The sequence below is a fragment of the Mesorhizobium sp. Z1-4 genome, from assembly GCF_004000235.1.
In the GTDB taxonomy this organism is placed as follows: Bacteria; Pseudomonadota; Alphaproteobacteria; order Rhizobiales; family Rhizobiaceae; genus RCIO01.
The window spans coordinates 218,071-234,167 of sequence record NZ_RCIO01000002.1 but is presented as its reverse complement, the minus strand read 5'-3'; the positions used below and the strand labels follow the sequence as shown (position 1 = coordinate 234,167).

The 16,097-nt window shown below is 62.6% G+C and carries 16 protein-coding genes; 1 reads left to right on the top strand and 15 read right to left on the bottom strand.

What is annotated here, in order from left to right; translation table 11 throughout:
• Nucleotides 1–2: 2 nt before the first annotated feature.
• A complete protein-coding gene (locus EP165_RS08145; protein WP_127521323.1) occupies nt 3–1,799 on the bottom strand; it encodes an ABC transporter transmembrane domain-containing protein in 1,797 nt (598 codons plus the stop codon).
• A gap of 182 nt (nt 1,800–1,981) precedes the next feature.
• Between EP165_RS08145 and rpmE the strand changes: the two genes are divergently transcribed.
• On the top strand, nt 1,982–2,203 hold the full coding sequence (gene rpmE / locus EP165_RS08140; protein ID WP_127521321.1) for a 50S ribosomal protein L31: 222 nt from the start codon (nt 1,982–1,984) through the stop codon (nt 2,201–2,203).
• A 74-nt stretch (nt 2,204–2,277) separates the two neighbouring features.
• On the opposite strand, the gene lpdA is transcribed toward rpmE, so the two are convergent.
• From lpdA to zapE, 14 genes are all read right to left on the bottom strand, one after another.
• Nucleotides 2,278–3,690 carry a dihydrolipoyl dehydrogenase gene (gene lpdA / locus EP165_RS08135; RefSeq protein WP_127521319.1) on the bottom strand — a complete coding sequence of 471 codons (1,413 nt, stop codon included), beginning with the start codon at nt 3,688–3,690 and terminating at the stop codon, nt 2,278–2,280.
• 27 nt (nt 3,691–3,717) lie between these two features.
• Nucleotides 3,718–4,149 carry a PaaI family thioesterase gene (locus EP165_RS08130; protein ID WP_127521317.1) on the bottom strand — a complete coding sequence of 144 codons (432 nt, stop codon included), beginning with the start codon at nt 4,147–4,149 and terminating at the stop codon, nt 3,718–3,720.
• 62 nt (nt 4,150–4,211) lie between these two features.
• A complete protein-coding gene (locus tag EP165_RS08125) occupies nt 4,212–4,967 on the bottom strand; it encodes an SDR family oxidoreductase (protein ID WP_127521315.1) in 756 nt (251 codons plus the stop codon).
• Nucleotides 4,964–5,455, bottom strand: coding sequence for a hypothetical protein (locus EP165_RS08120; protein WP_127521313.1), 492 nt, complete (start codon nt 5,453–5,455; stop codon nt 4,964–4,966). Before EP165_RS08120 ends, EP165_RS08125 begins: the two co-directional genes overlap by 4 nt.
• Nucleotides 5,456–5,484: 29 nt before the next feature.
• Nucleotides 5,485–6,099 (bottom strand): LysE family translocator, encoded by a 615-nt coding sequence (locus EP165_RS08115; RefSeq protein ID WP_127521311.1) that lies wholly within the window; start codon nt 6,097–6,099, stop codon nt 5,485–5,487.
• 4 nt (nt 6,100–6,103) lie between these two features.
• Nucleotides 6,104–6,487: a hypothetical protein gene (locus EP165_RS08110; RefSeq protein ID WP_127521309.1), complete on the bottom strand. Its 384-nt coding sequence runs from the start codon at nt 6,485–6,487 to the stop codon at nt 6,104–6,106.
• A 43-nt stretch (nt 6,488–6,530) separates the two neighbouring features.
• Nucleotides 6,531–7,745: a 2-oxoglutarate dehydrogenase complex dihydrolipoyllysine-residue succinyltransferase gene (odhB, locus tag EP165_RS08105; protein WP_127521307.1), complete on the bottom strand. Its 1,215-nt coding sequence runs from the start codon at nt 7,743–7,745 to the stop codon at nt 6,531–6,533.
• A 35-nt stretch (nt 7,746–7,780) separates the two neighbouring features.
• Entirely contained in the window at nt 7,781–10,765 is a 2,985-nt protein-coding gene (locus tag EP165_RS08100; protein ID WP_127521305.1) for a 2-oxoglutarate dehydrogenase E1 component, read from the bottom strand.
• Nucleotides 10,766–10,891: 126 nt separating this feature from the next.
• Nucleotides 10,892–11,794 (bottom strand): succinate--CoA ligase subunit alpha, encoded by a 903-nt coding sequence (sucD, locus tag EP165_RS08095; protein WP_127521303.1) that lies wholly within the window; start codon nt 11,792–11,794, stop codon nt 10,892–10,894.
• A gap of 8 nt (nt 11,795–11,802) precedes the next feature.
• Nucleotides 11,803–12,174 (bottom strand): cupin domain-containing protein, encoded by a 372-nt coding sequence (locus EP165_RS08090; RefSeq protein WP_127521301.1) that lies wholly within the window; start codon nt 12,172–12,174, stop codon nt 11,803–11,805.
• A gap of 4 nt (nt 12,175–12,178) precedes the next feature.
• Nucleotides 12,179–12,478, bottom strand: a complete 300-nt coding sequence (locus EP165_RS08085) for a hypothetical protein (protein WP_127521299.1) — start codon at nt 12,476–12,478, stop codon at nt 12,179–12,181.
• Entirely contained in the window at nt 12,478–13,671 is a 1,194-nt protein-coding gene (sucC, locus tag EP165_RS08080) for an ADP-forming succinate--CoA ligase subunit beta (protein WP_127521297.1), read from the bottom strand. Before sucC ends, EP165_RS08085 begins: the two co-directional genes overlap by 1 nt.
• 12 nt (nt 13,672–13,683) lie before the next feature.
• Nucleotides 13,684–14,652 (bottom strand): malate dehydrogenase, encoded by a 969-nt coding sequence (gene mdh / locus EP165_RS08075; RefSeq protein ID WP_127521295.1) that lies wholly within the window; start codon nt 14,650–14,652, stop codon nt 13,684–13,686.
• A gap of 252 nt (nt 14,653–14,904) precedes the next feature.
• Complete coding sequence (gene zapE / locus EP165_RS08070; protein ID WP_127521293.1) at nt 14,905–16,074, bottom strand: cell division protein ZapE; 1,170 nt, start codon at nt 16,072–16,074, stop codon at nt 14,905–14,907.
• Nucleotides 16,075–16,097 lie beyond the last annotated feature (23 nt).

The window sequence follows — 16,097 nt, the reverse complement described above, 5'->3', positions numbered from 1 at the left end:
CCCTACTCCGCCGCGCCGCGGAACGCATCGGCCCCCGTCTCGAACTGCAGCTTGGCGAGCCGCGCATAGACCCCGCCCTTTGCCACAAGGCTCTTATGCGTGCCTTGTTCGACGATCCGGCCCTTGTCCATCACGATGATGCGGTCGGCCTTGAGAATGGTTGCAAGCCGGTGTGCCACCACAATCGTGGTGCGCCCCTTCATCAGCCGCTCGAGCGCTGTCTGCACCAGCGTCTCGCTTTGCGCATCGAGCGCCGAGGTCGCCTCGTCGAGCAAAAGGATCGGCGCATCGCGCAAGATCGCACGCGCAATCGCGATGCGCTGTCGCTGCCCGCCCGAAAGCGTGACCCCACGCTCGCCGAGCTCGGTGTCGTAGCCTTCCGGCAGGGCGTTGATGAACTCTTCGGCCAGCGCGTCGCGCGCCGCGGCCTCGATCTCGTCCGTGCTTGCATGCGGTTTGCCGAAGGCGATGTTGTCACGCACGGTCGCCGCGAACACAGTCACATCCTGCGGCACCAGCGCGATGCGCGAGCGCACCTGCTTGGGATCCGCCTTGGCGATATCCACGCCGTCGATTTCGATCGTGCCGCTGTCGGGATCGTAGAACCGCAGCAGCAGCGAGATGATCGTGCTTTTACCCGCGCCCGATGGCCCGACGATTGCCACCGTCTCGCCCGGCTTCACCGCAAGGTCCAGCCCTTCGAGCGCCGCAGCGTCGCGCCGCGTCGGGTAGGCGAAATGCACGTCCTTGAAAGCGACGGCGCCTTCCGGCTCCGGCAATAGTGCAGGATTCGCCGGCGCCCTGACGGCCGGTTCCTCGTCAAGCAGTTCGGAAAGCCGTTCGGCCGCACCCGCCGCCTGGTTGAGTTCGCCCCACACCTCCGACAGCGAGCCCAGCGCGCTGGCCGCAAGCACCGAATAAAGCAGGAACTGACCTAGCGTGCCCGCCGAGAGCGTACCGGCCAGAACGTCGCGCGAGCCGATCCACAAAACCCCGATCACCGAGGCAAACACCGCCGAGATGGCGAAGAAGGTCAGGAAGGAGCGTGCCAGGATCGACGCGCGCGCCGCCTGAAAAGCCGATTCCACCGCGCTTGCAAACCGGCCCGTCACCATCGCCTCGCCGGTGTTGGCCTGCATGGTGCGCACGGCCCCAATCTGCTCGCTTGCATAGGCGGTCGCGGCGGCAAGTGTATCCTGCGCCATGCGCGAGCGCCGCCGCACCGAGCGTCCGAACGCCACGAGCGGCAACACGATCGCCGGGATCGCCAGGAGCACGAGGCTGGAAAGTTTCGGGCTGGTGATCACCATCATGATCACCGCGCCGATGCCCATGATCGAGTTGCGCAGCGCCACTGAGGCGGTCGCTCCGACCGCGGATTTGATCTGCGTTGCGTCGGCCGCGAGCCGCGACACGATCTCGCCCGACTGAGAACGGTCGAAGAATGCGGGCGACAGCTCCGCCACATGCGCAAAGACGTCGCGCCTGAGGTCGGACACAACGCGTTCGCCAACGGTAATGACGAAAAAATACCGCGCCGCCGAGGCCAGTGCGAGCACGACGCCGATTACCACCAGCATGCCGAAATATTGCGAGATGAAATCGGAATCGCCGCCGCCGAAGCCGTGGTCGATCATTCTGCGAACCGCAAGCGGCAAGGTCAGCGTCATCGCCGCCGCCAGCATAAGTGCGACAACCGCCGCCGCCACCATGCCCTTGTAGTTGGCGAGATAGGGAAAGATGCGCCGCAAGGGTCCAAGCGAACGCCGCTTTGGCTCTTCGGCGAAAATTTCGGCCATTCCTGTTCCTTCCTTCGGCCCGCGGGCACGTTGGTCTTGTGCATGTGGCGTAGCTCGTGTATGAGCCACGCCGACCGTTTCGGAAGCCGTAGCCATCCTTGGCCGCGGCTTCAAGTTTTGAGACCGGGCGACATCGACGCAGGCTTGCATGCCGCGCTGCCGCCCCAGCCGGGACAAAAGACATGAAAAGCGAAATTCATCCGGACTACCACACCATCAAGGTCGTGATGACCGACGGCACCGAATACGAGACCAAGTCGACCTGGGGCAGCGAGGGCGACACCCTCAACCTCGATATCGACCCCAACTCGCACCCGGCATGGACCGGTGGCCAGCAGAACCTGGTCGACCGCGGCGGTCGCGTGTCGAAGTTCAAGAGCAAGTTCTCCAATCTCGGCATCTAATCCGGCTGGAAGAGCATTACGAAAAAGCCCCGCTTCGGCGGGGCTTTTTTTGTTTGGTGGCAGCAGCTCTCCACTCACATATGGATCGACTTCTGCCACGCCCCAAGCGCGGCTTCCTTCACCGATTCCGACATGGTCGGGTGCGCGTGACAGGTGCGCGCCAGGTCTTCGGCTGAACCGCCGAATTCCATCAGCACCGCTGCCTCGTGGATCATCTCGCCGGCTCCGAAGCCCAGAATGTGCACGCCGAGCACCCGGTCGGTCTCCTTGTCGGCCAGCACCTTCACGAACCCTTCTGTCTGCTGCATGGAACGCGCGCGCCCATTGGCCGAGAACGGGAATTTGCCGACATTGTAGGCAACGCCGTCCTTCTTCAGCTCTTCCTCGGTCTTGCCAACCGAGGCCACTTCGGGGCTGGTGTAGACCACGCCAGGAATGACGCCGTAATTCACATGGCCGGCCTGGCCGGCCAGAATTTCGGCCACGGCCACACCTTCATCCTCGGCCTTGTGGGCTAGCATCGGCCCGGCAATCACGTCGCCGATCGCGTAAATGCCCTCGACATTGGTGGCGTAATGCGCGTCGGTCGCCACCCGGCCGCGATCGTCCAGCTTTACGCCGGCCTCTTCCAGCCCGAGCCCCTCGGTGAACGGCTTGCGTCCCGTCGCTACCAGCACGGCATCGGCCTCGAGCGTCTCGGCGTCGCCGCCCTTCACCGGCTCGAAGGTCACTTTCGCGCCCGAACCGGCCTTTTCGACTGCGGTCACCTTGGCGCCGAGCTTGAACGTCATTCCCTGCTTGGCCAGCATGCGCTGGAACTGCTTGGCGACGTCGCCGTCCATGCCGCCCAGAATGGTGTCGAGGAACTCGACCACGGTGACTTCGGCGCCGAGCCGCGCCCAGACCGAGCCGAGTTCGAGCCCGATCACGCCGCCGCCGACCACGATGAGCTTCTTCGGCACCTTGGTAAATTCCAGCGCGCCGGTGGACGATACGATCACCTTCTCGTCGAACTTAACATCCACGCCGGGAATGCCGGCAACGTCCGAGCCGGTGGCGAGCACGATGTTCTTGGCCTCGAACTCGTTCGCCTTGCCGTCCTCGCCGGTCACCGACACTTTGCCTTTGCCCGCGATCTTGCCTGCGCCGCGCAGCACGTCGATCTTGTTCTTCTTCATCAGGAAGTCGAGACCCTTGGTGTTCTGCTCCACGGTCGTCGTCTTGTGGGCGAGCATCTGCTTCAGATTGAGCTTCGGCTTGCCGACATCCACGCCCAGCGCCTCGAACGAGTGCTGCGCCTCGACCAGCATTTCGGAAGCATGCAGCATCGCCTTTGAAGGAATACAGCCGACATTCACGCAGGTTCCGCCAAGCGTCGGGCGCTTTTCCACCAATGCGGTTTTCAGGCCGAGCTGAGCCGCCTTGATGGCGCAGACATAGCCGCCAGGGCCGGCGCCGATCACGACAACGTCGTAGGTGGTGGACATAAGGAAGTTCCTTTCGGTTTGATGCTTTCAGCTTTTGCCGCGAATAACACGGCCGGTGGCCAGAACAGTTGCGCACAGCACGCGCTCGCCGCTCGGTGCAATTGCGAATACGTCGGCGCGGCCGACCGCGATGGTCGAGCCAGCCTGCAACGCGACGCCCTCGGCTTCAAGGCGCGAGCCTCGCGCCTGCGCCGTCATCTTCACTGTAAAGTCCAGTGTCGCACAGCTGGCAGGTGCGACCGCCGCCATGCAGGCCGAAATTGCCGCGACGTCTCCCAGCATTCCGACCATGGACGCGGGAAAGAGATCGGGCGGCGTCGCGAAACGCTCGTCGAAATCCATCGCGGCGGTGGAACGGCCCGGCTCCATGGCTATGATCTCGATGCCGTGTGCTGCCACGAAGGGAAGCGAAGAAACTTGCGCCGCAAGGCCGGCGAAATTCGTCGGATGCGCAGTCATCCGCCAACTCCTTTTGATGCCGCGTGCATAATGGTCCATTTGGCTGCGTGAACGGCCATTTCTCAGCGTCCGCCCGTCACATCGACAACGGCGCCTGTCGTATAGGACGCCGCATCGGACAACAGCCACCAGATCGCCTCGGCCACCTCGTCCGCCGTGCCTTCGCGCTTCATCGGCAGCATGTCGCGCATCTTCGCCACCCGGTCGGGGTCGCCGCCGGAAGCATGGATTTCGGTATCGATGATACCAGGCCTGACTGCGTTCACCCGTATGCCCTCGGCAGCAACCTCGCGCGCCAGACCGAGAGTGAACACGTCGATCGCACCCTTGCTGGCGGCATAATCGACATAGATACCTGGCGACCCCAGCGTTGCCGCCGCCGAGGAGAGGTTGACGATGGCACCGCCTTTGCCGCCATACCGCGTCGACATGCGTTTCACCGCCTCGCGAGCGCACAGGATCGAGCCGGTGACGTTGATGCGCAGCATGCGCTCGATCCTCTCCAGGCTCATCTCGTCGACGCGGCTCGCGACATCCACCACGCCGGCATTGTTCACCAGTCCGTCGAGACGGCCGAAGCGCCTGTCGACCGCGTCGAACATCGCAAGCACGTCTGCCTCGCTGCCCACATCGCCCTGAACGGCAAATGCCTCGCCGCCCGCCTGTTCGATGTCAGCCACGATCCGGCCGGCTGCGTCCTCGTCACGCACGAAGTTCACCGCCACGCGCCAGCCCTTGCGTGCCGCCAGCCGCGATATGGCCGCGCCGATGCCGCGGCTACCGCCCGTTACCAGCAGCGATTTCGCTTGGCTGTTCATTCCTGGCACCCCGAAAGCGTGAACACATCCCACGGCTCTGCGAGCGAGCCGGCTGCGCGCCAGGCCTCCGACTGGCTGAGCCAGGGCCCGAGATCGGCGAGGATCAGCGTCTGCGGCGCAGGCTGACCCTCGGCGGGCAGAAGCCCGACCTTGCCATCGGCATCGATGGCGTAGACGACGCCTTCCCAAAGCGTGCATTCGGATATCTCGGCGCCGGTGAGGTCGCCTTCGGGGCAGCCGTCCATGACGATGCCCCAGGAACGCGCGGCCCCCGCCGTCCACATCACGATACCGTCGAGCGCCCGCTCGCCGGCAAGAAACCGGAAACTGTTGGTCACGGTAACCGAGGCACTTGTGGGCCGGAACTCGATTGCCATCGTTCCGCCCTGCCCTGCATAGGTCGCAAGTTCGACCGGGCAGGCGGCAACGGCAGGCGATGCGACAAGCAGGCAGGTTCCGCCCAGGAAGCCGGCGAGAGCCTTCGACATGCGCCTGTTCCCGCCCTTCAACACGAAAGCTACCGCTCGCCGAGAGCCAGTCGCAGGCCGAATGCGGCAAAGGCGGCCGCCACGCCGCGCCGCATCCAGCGCATGAAGGCTTCGCTGTTGATCAGCCTTGCCCCGATCATGGCCGCGAAGCTGCCATAGACGACGAAGACAGCGAAGGTCATCGCCATGAATACGCTGCCAAGCACCAGCAGCTGCGGCACCGCCGAACCGGCGGCAGGGTCGATGAACTGCGGCAGGAAGGCCAGAAAAAACACCGAAAGTTTCGGATTGAGGATGTTGATCAGGAACGCGGTCCGCACCGTCGGCAGCAGCCGCCGCCCGGTCGGCTGCGTCTGCCCGGTATCTGCAGCGCCGGTTTCCCGCAACGTCCTCCATGCCAGATAGATGAGATAGGCCGCGCCCGCATATTTGAGCACCTGGAAAAGCACCGCACTGGTGTGCAGGATCGCCGCCAGCCCGGCCACCGATGCAAGCAGTGCGGGTATGATGCCGAGCGTGCAGCCGAAGGCCGCGGCGATGCTCGCCTGCCGTCCGGCCGAAAGGCCAGTCATCACGGTGTAGACCACACCGGTACCCGGTATAAGGACGATGATCAGTGAGGTGATCAGATATTCGATGCTCATCGGATCAACGCCGCACCGCGCGTTCAAGCGCCAGTCCGTCGTCCCAGGTTCCCATCAGCGTGCCATCTGAACCAACGACATAGATGACCGGGTGCTTTGCGCCCCATTCCACCACAAGCACATTGCCCGCGAATGCGCCGCGTCCCTGATAGCTTTGTGCGCCAACTGTCCAGCTGAGCACCGCTTGCCCGCCCTCTTGCTCGATAGACAGAACGCCGCGATAGCCCGAACCGTCGGTGTTGCGCCCGAAAACGTCATAGACGCCTGTAACGTCGGCAATCCCGACAGAGGTCTGCACCTGCGCAATCGCCGGTCCCGTGGCAAGAGGGACAAGGTAGCCGCCGGCGATCAACGCGGCGCACAATAGTGTTCGAAACAGCTGACGCATTTTGCACCTCGTCGAAGAGCTGGCGTTGCGAAGCCTACCTTGCCTACAGATCCAGCACCAGCCGCTCGGGGTCTTCCAGGCTTTCCTTGACGCGGACGAGGAAAGTCACGGCCTCCTTGCCGTCCACGATACGATGATCGTAGCTGAGCGCCAGATACATCATCGGCCGCACCGCCACCTGACCACCGACCACCATCGGCCGTTCCTGGATCTTGTGCATGCCCAGGATGCCGGACTGCGGTGCGTTCAGGATCGGCGTCGACATCAGCGAGCCGTAAACGCCGCCATTGGAGATGGTAAAGGTGCCGCCCTGCATGTCTGCCATGGAGAGCTTGCCGTCGCGCGCGGCCACGCCGAGCCGGCCGATTTCCTTCTCGACCTCGGCTATTCCCATCTGGTCGGCATCGCGTACCACCGGCACCACAAGGCCCTTGTCGGTGCCCACTGCCACGCCGATGTGGCAGAAGTTCTTGTAGATGATGTCGGTGCCGTCGATCTCGGCATTCACCGCCGGGACCTCTTTCAGCGCGTGACACACCGCCTTGGTGAAGAAGCCCATGAAGCCGAGCTTCACGCCGTGCTTCTTCTCGAACAGCTCCTTGTATTTGGACCGCAGATCCATCACTGCGCCCATGTCCACCTCGTTGAAGGTGGTCAGCATCGCGGCGGTGTTCTGGGCATCCTTGAGGCGTCGCGCGATGGTCTGGCGCAGGCGGGTCATCTTCACCCGCTCCTCACGCGTTTCGTCGCTGGCCGGCGACGGCGCGCGCGCCGCTGCTGGTGCCTCGGCCGGAGAAGAGGCAGCGCCCTTCGAGATCGCCGAGAGTACATCTTCCTTCAGCACCTGGCCGCGCTTGCCGCTGCCTTCAACCTGACCGTCCGACAGACCCTTCTCTGCCATCATCTTCGACGCGGCGGGCGAGGCGGGCATGTCGCCTTTCTCGGCCGCTTCGGCCTTCGGTGCCGGTTCGGTCTTTTTCTCCGCGGGCTTTTCCTCGGCCTTGGCGGCAGGTGCGCCTGCTCCTTCGGCGATCATGCCAAGCAGCGCGCCGACCTCGACGGTCTCGCCTTCCTTGACAGTGATTTCGGAAAGCGTTCCAGCGGCGGGCGCGGGAACTTCAAGCGTCACCTTGTCGGTTTCGAGTTCCACCAGTGTCTCGTCGGCGGCGACAGCATCGCCTGCCTTCTTGAACCACTGGCCGATCGTGGCTTCGGTGACGGATTCGCCCAGTGCGGGTACGCGGATTTCGGTAGCCATGGTTCTGGTCCGTTGCCTTTTCTAGTTTGCCCGGCTCAGCCGAGCGCGTCTTCCAGGAATGATTCAAGCTGCGACAGATGTTTCGACATCAGTCCGGTTGCCGGCGAAGCCGCTGCCGGCCGTCCGGCATAACGCACCCGCTGATGTTTGGCGTCGATATGCGCCAGCACCCATTCCAGATAGGGGTCGATGAAGGCCCAGGCGCCCATATTCTTCGGCTCTTCCTGGCACCACACCATCTCCGCGTTGCGGAAACGCGACAACTCATTGATCAGCGCCTTGGCGGGGAACGGGTAGAGCTGCTCGACGCGCAGCAGATAGACATCGTTGACGCCGCGCTTTTCCCGCTCCTCATAGAGGTCGAAATAGACCTTGCCCGAGCACAGCACCACGCGCCTGATCTTTGAGTCCTTGACCAGCTTGATCGGCTGGTCCGGCAGCATCTGGGCATCGTCCCACAACAGCCGGTGGAACGTGCTTTCGCCCGCCATTTCCGAAAGCTGCGAGACCGCCCGCTTGTGCCTCAGCAGCGATTTCGGCGACATCAGGATCAGCGGCTTGCGGAAGTCGCGCTTCAGCTGGCGCCTCAATGCATGGAAGTAGTTTGCCGGCGTCGTGATGTTCGCCACCTGCATATTGTCTTCCGCGCATTGCTGCAGGAAGCGCTCAAGCCGCGCCGAGGAATGCTCCGGTCCCTGGCCTTCGTAGCCATGCGGCAGAAGCATCACCAGGCCCGACATTCGGAGCCATTTGCGCTCGCCCGACGAGATGAACTGGTCGATCACCACCTGCGCGCCGTTCACGAAGTCACCGAACTGCGCTTCCCAAAGGGTCAGTGCGTTGGGCTCGGCGAGCGAGTAGCCATATTCGAAACCGAGCACGGCCTCTTCCGACAGCATCGAGTTGATGACCTCGTAATGCGCCTGCTGCGGACCGAGATGGTTGAGCGGGATATAGCGGTTCTCGTCCCGCTGGTCGTAAAGCACCGAGTGCCGCTGCGAAAAGGTGCCGCGCTCCGAATCCTGGCCGGAAAGCCGGATCGGATTGCCGTCGAGCAGGATTGAGCCGAAGGCCAGCGCCTCGGCCATCGACCAGTCGATGCCCTCGCCGCTTTCGATCATCTTGCGGCGGTTGTCCATGAACCGCTTGATCGTGCGGTGGACCTCGAAATCGTCCGGCACGTCGGAGAGCTTCTTGCCGACTTCTTTCAGCGTCTTCAGCGGTACCGCGGTCTTGCCGCGGCGCTGTTCGTCCTCATTGTCGGCCGTGCGCAGGCCGCTCCAGGCGCCGTCGAGCCAGTCGGCCTTGTTGGGCTTGTAGGCCTGGCCCGCCTCGAATTCGGCTTCCAGATTGGCGCGCCAGTCGGCACGCATCTTGTCGAGTTCGTCCTGGCCGATCAGCCCTTCCTCGACCAGGCGTTTGCCGTAGAGCTCCACCACGGTCGGATGCTTGCGGATCTCCTTGTACATGATCGGCTGCGTGAACGCCGGCTCGTCGCCCTCATTGTGCCCGAAGCGGCGGTAGCAGAACATGTCGATGACGACCGGCTTGTGGAACGTCATGCGGAACTCGGTCGCAACCTTCGCGGCATAGACCACGGCTTCCGGGTCGTCGCCATTCACATGGAAAATCGGCGCCTCGATCATCTTCGCCACGTCCGAGGGATAAGGCGAAGAGCGCGAGAAACGCGGATTGGTGGTGAAACCGATCTGGTTGTTGATGATGAAATGCACCGTGCCGGCCACGCGGTGGCCGCGCAGGCCCGAAAGCCCGAGGCATTCGGCCACGACGCCCTGTCCGGCAAAGGCCGCATCGCCGTGCAGAAGCAGCGGCAGAACCTTCACGCGTTCTTCCAGCGGCACGATTTCCTCGCGCTTGCGGCCGCTGATCTGGTCCTGCTTGGCGCGCGCCTTGCCCATCACCACCGGGTTCACGATTTCCAGATGCGATGGGTTTGCAGTCAGCGACAGATGCACCTTGTTGCCGTCGAACTCGCGGTCCGACGAGGCGCCAAGGTGGTACTTCACATCGCCCGAGCCCTCCACGTCGTCGGGCGCAAAGGAACCGCCCTTGAATTCGTGGAAGATGGCGCGGTGCGGCTTGGCCATCACCTGGCTGAGCACGTTGAGACGGCCGCGGTGGGCCATGCCGAGCACCACCTCCTTCAGCCCCATCGCGCCGCCGCGCTTGATGATCTGCTCGAGTGCGGGGATCAGCGACTCGCCGCCATCCAGGCCGAAGCGCTTGGTGCCCTTGTATTTGACGTCGATAAACTGCTCGAAGCCTTCCGACTCGATCAGCTTGTGCAGAATCGCCAGCTTGCCGTTCTTGGTGAATTCGACGCCCTTGTCCGGCCCTTCGATACGCTCCTGAATCCATGCCTTCTCGGCCGGATTCGAGATGTGCATGAACTCCACGCCGATGGTCGAGCAATAGGTCCGCTTCAGGATGTCGAGCATCTCGCGGATGGTCGCGAATTCGAGCCCCAGAACATGGTCGATGAAAATCGGTCTGTCGAAGTCGTCCGCTTCGAAACCGTAGGCCTCGGGCGAAAGCTCGTTATAGTCTTCGAGCGGCTTGGCGATGCCGAGCGGGTCGAGATCGGCGTGCAGGTGACCGCGCATGCGGTAGGCGCGGATCATCATGATCGCGCGCACCGAATCGCGTGTTGCCCGCATAACATCGGCATCGGTCGGCGCCGCGCCATTCGCCGCGGCTTTCGACTTCAGTTTGGTCGAGATGTGCTTCTCGACCTGGCCCCAGTCGCCGTCGAGCGCCGACACCAGCTCGCCATTGGCGGCGAGCGGCCAGCCCTTGGCCTTCCACGAAGCGCCCCGGGCATTCTTCCTCACATCGCCGGCATCGTCCTTCAGCGCGCTGAAAAAGTCGCGCCAGGCGGCGTCCACCTTGTTCGGGTCGTCCTGGTAGTCGGCATAGAGCTGCTCGATATAGGCGGCGTTGCCGCCGTACAAAAACGAGGTCAGCGAAAATTGGTCGTTAGCCTGGTCCTGGCGTGCCATCTTGTGTTCGGCGTCCTTGCGCGCCGTCTCCTTTTATGAAGGCAGTGGGTGAATATGGCAGAAGTGCAATAGGTAGGTTGTCAGCTTTTTGCCCCTACTGCCTTACTGCCCTACTCCCCTATTGCCTTAACCCTTGATCGCTTCCACCAGCGTCTTGCCCAGCCGGGCCGGTGAAGGCGAAACCTTGATGCCGGCGGCTTCCATTGCCGCAATCTTGTCTTCCGCGCCGCCCTTGCCGCCCGAAATCACCGCGCCGGCATGGCCCATGGTGCGTCCGGGAGGCGCTGTGCGCCCGGCGATGAAGCCGGCCATTGGTTTGGCGCGACCCTTCTTCGCCTCATCTTTGATGAACTGTGCCGCATCTTCCTCTGCCGAACCGCCGATTTCGCCGATCATGATGATCGAGGTCGTTTCGTCGTCGGCCAGGAACATCTCCAGCACGTCGATGAACTCAGTGCCCTTCACCGGGTCGCCGCCAATGCCGACCGCCGTCGTCTGGCCAAGGCCTTCCACCGTCGTCTGATACACGGCCTCATATGTAAGCGTTCCGGAACGCGAGACCACGCCCACCGAGCCCTTCTTGAAGATGTTGCCGGGCATGATGCCGATCTTGCATTCGTCGGGCGTCAGAACGCCGGGGCAGTTGGGGCCGATCAGCCTGGAGCTCGACCTGTCGAGCCGCGCCTTCACCTTCACCATGTCCGAAACCGGAATGCCCTCGGTGATGCACACGATCAGTGGAATTTCGGCCTCGATCGCTTCGATGATGGCGCCGGCAGCCCCTGCGGGGGGAACATACACCACCGAAGCCGTGGCACCGGTCGCTTCCTTGCCCTCGGCCACGGAGGCGAAGATCGGCAGTTCCTGGCCGCCCGCGCCGGTCCAGCTCGTACCGCCCTTCTTGGGGTGAATGCCGCCCACCATCTTGGTTCCGTGGTAGGCCAGCGCCTGTTCGGTGTGGAACGTGCCGGTGTTGCCGGTCAGGCCCTGCACGAGAACCCTGGTGTCTTTGTTGACGAGTATGGACATACGGCTTCCTACAATCGCTTAAGTTCGGTCCGGGTCAGTTCGCCCGGGTTGTTGCCTGTGTTGACGGTCGTCGCCGGTTCGAACATCAGCACGATCGGCTCCGCTGTCAGAGAGCGCGGCCGGTGCTCCACCGTCTTCGGCACGACGATGAACTCGCCCTCGCCAAGCTCCACAGGCCCATCGCGAAAGTCGATCGCGATGCGCCCCTGAAGCACCAGAAAGGCTTCGTCCTCATTGTCATGAGAATGCCATTCGAAGGTTTCGCCAAACTTGGCCACCTTCACCTGGGATTCATTCACGTCCCCGGCGATGTGGGGATCGAAAACCCTGTCGATCTTGCTTTGCGCCGCCTCGACAAGGCTGATTTTGCGCGGAGGCATGAAGTCAGTTCTCCCGCAGCGCCACGTTCGGCGCGAGAAACAATAACGAAAGAAGCATCCCCAAGGCTGCAGGCCAGCACAGAATCATAAGCAGTACTCCAAACGCCTCGTTCCCGAACACGTCAGCGTCAAGTGGGTCCGCTGGCTGCAAAAACATCAGAACGAACGGCGTTATGGCGAGCGCAATAATCCCCAGAAATGTTAGTGGCACCGACCAGCGAACAGAGAAAATCCGATCGATCACCCAAGCTGCAGCCGCCCCAACAAAGGTAAAACAAATCAGGAATGTAGCAAACTTGATCACTACCCCTTCACCGCCTTGACGATCTTCTGTGCGGCATCGTCGAGGTCGTCGGCCGAAATCACGTTGAGACCGCTCTCGTCGATGATCTTCTTGCCCTTCTCGACATTGGTGCCTTCGAGCCGCACGACCAGCGGCACTTTCAGGCCCACTTCCTTCACGGCCGCCACCACGCCCTCGGCAATGACATCGCACTTCATGATGCCGCCGAAGATGTTGATCAGGATGCCCTTAACATTCGGGTCGGCGGTGATGATCTTGAACGCCGCTGTCACCTTCTCTTTCGAAGCGCCGCCGCCGACATCGAGAAAGTTAGCCGGCGAAGCACCGTAGAGCTTGATGATGTCCATCGTGGCCATCGCCAGCCCGGCCCCGTTGACCATGCAGCCGATATCGCCGTCGAGCGCGATATAGGCGAGGTCGTATTTCGAAGCCTCGATTTCCTTCTCGTCTTCCTCGGTCGTGTCGCGAAGTTCCATCACGTCGGGGTGGCGGAACAGCGCGTTGTTGTCGAAGGAGACCTTCGCGTCGAGCACCCTGAGCCGGCCGTTTTCCATAACGATCAGCGGGTTGACCTCGAGCAGGCTCATGTCCTTTTCCACGAACGCCTTGTAAAGCAGCGGGAAGAGCCCGGCGCCGTCCTTGGCCGCATCGCCGTCAAGCTTCAGCGCCTTGTTCAGAGTGGCAACGTCAGCCGCCGTCACCCCGGCTTCGGGGTCGATCGCAACGGTGACGATCTTCTCCGGCGTTTCTTCCGCGACGGCCTCGATGTCCATGCCGCCTTCGGTCGAGACCACAAAGGCGACGCGCCCGACGGTGCGGTCGACCAGAATGGAGAGGTAGAGCTCGCGCGCAATGTCTGCACCGTCCTCGATATAAAGGCGGTTGACCTGCTTGCCGGCCGGACCCGTCTGCTTGGTCTCCAGCGTGTTGCCAAGCATCTCCCTGGCGTTGGCCACGACCTCCTCGACCGATCTCGCCAGCCGCACACCGCCTTTGGAGTCCGCACCAAGCTCCTTGAACTTGCCCTTGCCGCGTCCGCCGGCATGGATCTGGCTTTTGACGACATAAAGCGGGCCGGGCAGCGACTTCGCTGCCTTTTCCGCCTCCGCCGCGTTCATGATCGCGACGCCGTCGGCTACCGGCGCACCGAAACCCTTGAGGAGTTGCTTCGCCTGGTATTCGTGGATGTTCATAAAGCGTCCGCCCTACTTTTTCTTCAGGTTCGGCGCGATGCCCATGCAGGCTTCGCAAAGGCCCTGCACTGCCGCCACCGACTTGTCGAACATCTTCTGTTCGGCCTTGGAGAAGTCGAGTTCGATGATGCGCTCTACGCCACCCGCGCCGATCACGGTCGGCACGCCGACATACATGTCGGAAACGCCGTACTGGCCGGTGAGATGCGCCGCGCAGGGCAGCACCCGCTTCTTGTCCTTGAGGTAGCTCTCCGCCATCGCGATGGCCGAGGCGGCCGGCGCGTAATAGGCGGAGCCGGTCTTCAACAGGCCGACGATCTCGCCGCCGCCCTTGCGGGTGCGTTCAACGATCGCGTCGAGCTTTTCCTTCGAGGTCCAGCCCATCTTCACAAGGTCCGGCAGCGGAATGCCGGCAACGGTGGAATAGCGCACCATCGGCACCATGTCGTCGCCATGGCCGCCAAGCGTCATTGCCGAGACGTCTTCGACGGAAACCTTGAACTCTTCGGCCAGGAAGTAGCGGAAGCGGGCGGAGTCCAGCACGCCGGCCATGCCCACGACGTGGCTCTTCGGCAGGCCCGAAAACTTCTGCAGCGCCCACACCATCGCGTCGAGCGGGTTGGTGATGCAGATCACGAATGCCTTGGGGGCGTATTTCTTGATGCCCGCGCCGACCTGCTCCATCACCTTGAGGTTGATGCCCAGAAGGTCGTCGCGGCTCATGCCCGGCTTGCGCGGCACGCCGGCGGTCACGATGCATACATCCGCGCCTTCGATCGCCGAATAGTCGTTGGCGCCGGTGTAGCGGGCGTCGAAACCGTCGACCGGCGACGATTCCGCGATGTCGAGGCCCTTGCCCTGCGGAATGCCTTCCGCGATGTCGAAGAGTACGACGTCACCGAGTTCCTTGAGCCCGACCAGATGAGCGAGCGTGCCACCGATCATGCCCGAGCCGATGAGGGCGATCTTGCTGCGTGCCATTGTGTGTGAAATCCCCTGAGCCGCTGAAATACGATTGCCGGCGCGGAACCAAAAATTGCACAAGGGCGCATGACCGCGCGGGCCGTCTCCAAGCGCCCCGAGTGACTAGGCCATAGCTGCGGCAACGTAAAAACTCAACCGATTATTGCCGCGCTAATGTTTTCAATCGTTTAGATCGTTCGGGATTTACGTAAACGTCAAAGTTTATTCACTCGCGCGTGAGCTTTTCCGCATCTGGGCTGCCTGAGGGCTTCATTCCGCTGCGCGATTGGCCGCATCGCCACCGTCCGGCCAGTCATGGCTTTGCATCTCGATCAGCCGCGAAACGGTGCGATCGAACTCGAAGGCTTCGGTACCGCTGGTTTCGGCATAAAGCTCCGCCGGCGGTCTTGCAGCGCTGGCAATCAGTCGCTTGCCGCGGTCGTAAAGCGTGTCGATCAGCAGGATAAACCGCTTCGCCTCGTTGCGTGTCGCGCGGTTCATGACCGGAATATTGTCGATGAAAATGGTGTCATAGCTGTCGGCGATCAGGTTGTAGTCGCGTGCAGCCAGCGCTTTCCGGCAGATATCGGCGAAATCGAACCGGGCGGCGCGCCCGGCGGCGCGTGGCACCTGAATGCTGCGGCCCTTCAGCTCCAGTTCAGCCGTCGCAACGTCCTTGCCTTCGGTGACCGCTGACCAGGCCCGGTCCAGCTCCTCGTCGGCCTGCGGCCCGAGCGGCGTGACATAGACCGGCAGCCGGTTGAGCTTCAGCAGCCGGTAGTCGGTCTCGGAATCGAGATTGAGAATGCGCGCATGCTCTTTCAGTATCCCGATGAACGGCGTGAACAACCCGCGGTTCAGCCCGTCCTTGTAGAGATTGTCGGGCGCAACGTTGGAGGTCGCAACCAGCACCACGCCATGCCCGAACAGCGCTGAAAACAGCCGCGACAGGATCATTGCATCGGCGATGTCCGTTACCGAAAACTCGTCGAAACACAGCACCCACGCTTCATCGGCCAGCGCCTTGGCGATCGGCGGTACGGGGTCGGTTTCTTTCGTCTCGCCCTTCTTCAGTGCCTGTCGGTGCCGGTGAATGCGGTCATGCACATCGGCCATGAACACGTTGAAGTGCACGCGCCTTTTGCGCTTTGCGGCCAGAAGCTCGAAGAACATGTCCATGAGCATCGTCTTACCGCGCCCGACGCCGCCATGAATGTAGAGCCCGCGGATCGGCTCCTTTTCCGTGCGTTTGGCGAACAGCCAGCCAAGCGAGCTTTTTTTGGCGGCAAGACGTTTTGTGGTGATTTCGTCAAGCAGCGCATCGAAGGCGCGTGCGATTTCCACCTGGCGCGGATCGGGCGCCAGCTTTCCTTGTTCGGCAAGATCGTTGTAGCGCTGAACCAGAGAGGGATGGTTGGTCAGCCCATCGCCCAGCGGCATGGCGTGCCCCTCCCCTGTGTCCT

Excerpts from the sequence above, each read along its gene's own strand:
- EP165_RS08090 (WP_127521301.1), bottom strand. The coding sequence starts at position 12,174 with ATGCCTCCGCGCAAAATCAGCCTTGTCGAGGCGGCGCAAAGCAAGATC.
- rpmE (WP_127521321.1), top strand. The coding sequence starts at position 1,982 with ATGAAAAGCGAAATTCATCCGGACTACCACACCATCAAGGTCGTGATG.
- sucD (WP_127521303.1), bottom strand. The coding sequence starts at position 11,794 with ATGTCCATACTCGTCAACAAAGACACCAGGGTTCTCGTGCAGGGCCTG.
- EP165_RS08145 (WP_127521323.1), bottom strand. The coding sequence starts at position 1,799 with ATGGCCGAAATTTTCGCCGAAGAGCCAAAGCGGCGTTCGCTTGGACCC.
- odhB (WP_127521307.1), bottom strand. The coding sequence starts at position 7,745 with ATGGCTACCGAAATCCGCGTACCCGCACTGGGCGAATCCGTCACCGAA.
- EP165_RS08115 (WP_127521311.1), bottom strand. The coding sequence starts at position 6,099 with ATGAGCATCGAATATCTGATCACCTCACTGATCATCGTCCTTATACCG.
- lpdA (WP_127521319.1), bottom strand. The coding sequence starts at position 3,690 with ATGTCCACCACCTACGACGTTGTCGTGATCGGCGCCGGCCCTGGCGGC.
- EP165_RS08130 (WP_127521317.1), bottom strand. The coding sequence starts at position 4,149 with ATGACTGCGCATCCGACGAATTTCGCCGGCCTTGCGGCGCAAGTTTCT.
- EP165_RS08110 (WP_127521309.1), bottom strand. The coding sequence starts at position 6,487 with ATGCGTCAGCTGTTTCGAACACTATTGTGCGCCGCGTTGATCGCCGGC.
- zapE (WP_127521293.1), bottom strand. The coding sequence starts at position 16,074 with ATGCCGCTGGGCGATGGGCTGACCAACCATCCCTCTCTGGTTCAGCGC.
- EP165_RS08120 (WP_127521313.1), bottom strand. The coding sequence starts at position 5,455 with ATGTCGAAGGCTCTCGCCGGCTTCCTGGGCGGAACCTGCCTGCTTGTC.
- EP165_RS08125 (WP_127521315.1), bottom strand. The coding sequence starts at position 4,967 with ATGAACAGCCAAGCGAAATCGCTGCTGGTAACGGGCGGTAGCCGCGGC.
- sucC (WP_127521297.1), bottom strand. The coding sequence starts at position 13,671 with ATGAACATCCACGAATACCAGGCGAAGCAACTCCTCAAGGGTTTCGGT.
- EP165_RS08100 (WP_127521305.1), bottom strand. The coding sequence starts at position 10,765 with ATGGCACGCCAGGACCAGGCTAACGACCAATTTTCGCTGACCTCGTTT.
- mdh (WP_127521295.1), bottom strand. The coding sequence starts at position 14,652 with ATGGCACGCAGCAAGATCGCCCTCATCGGCTCGGGCATGATCGGTGGC.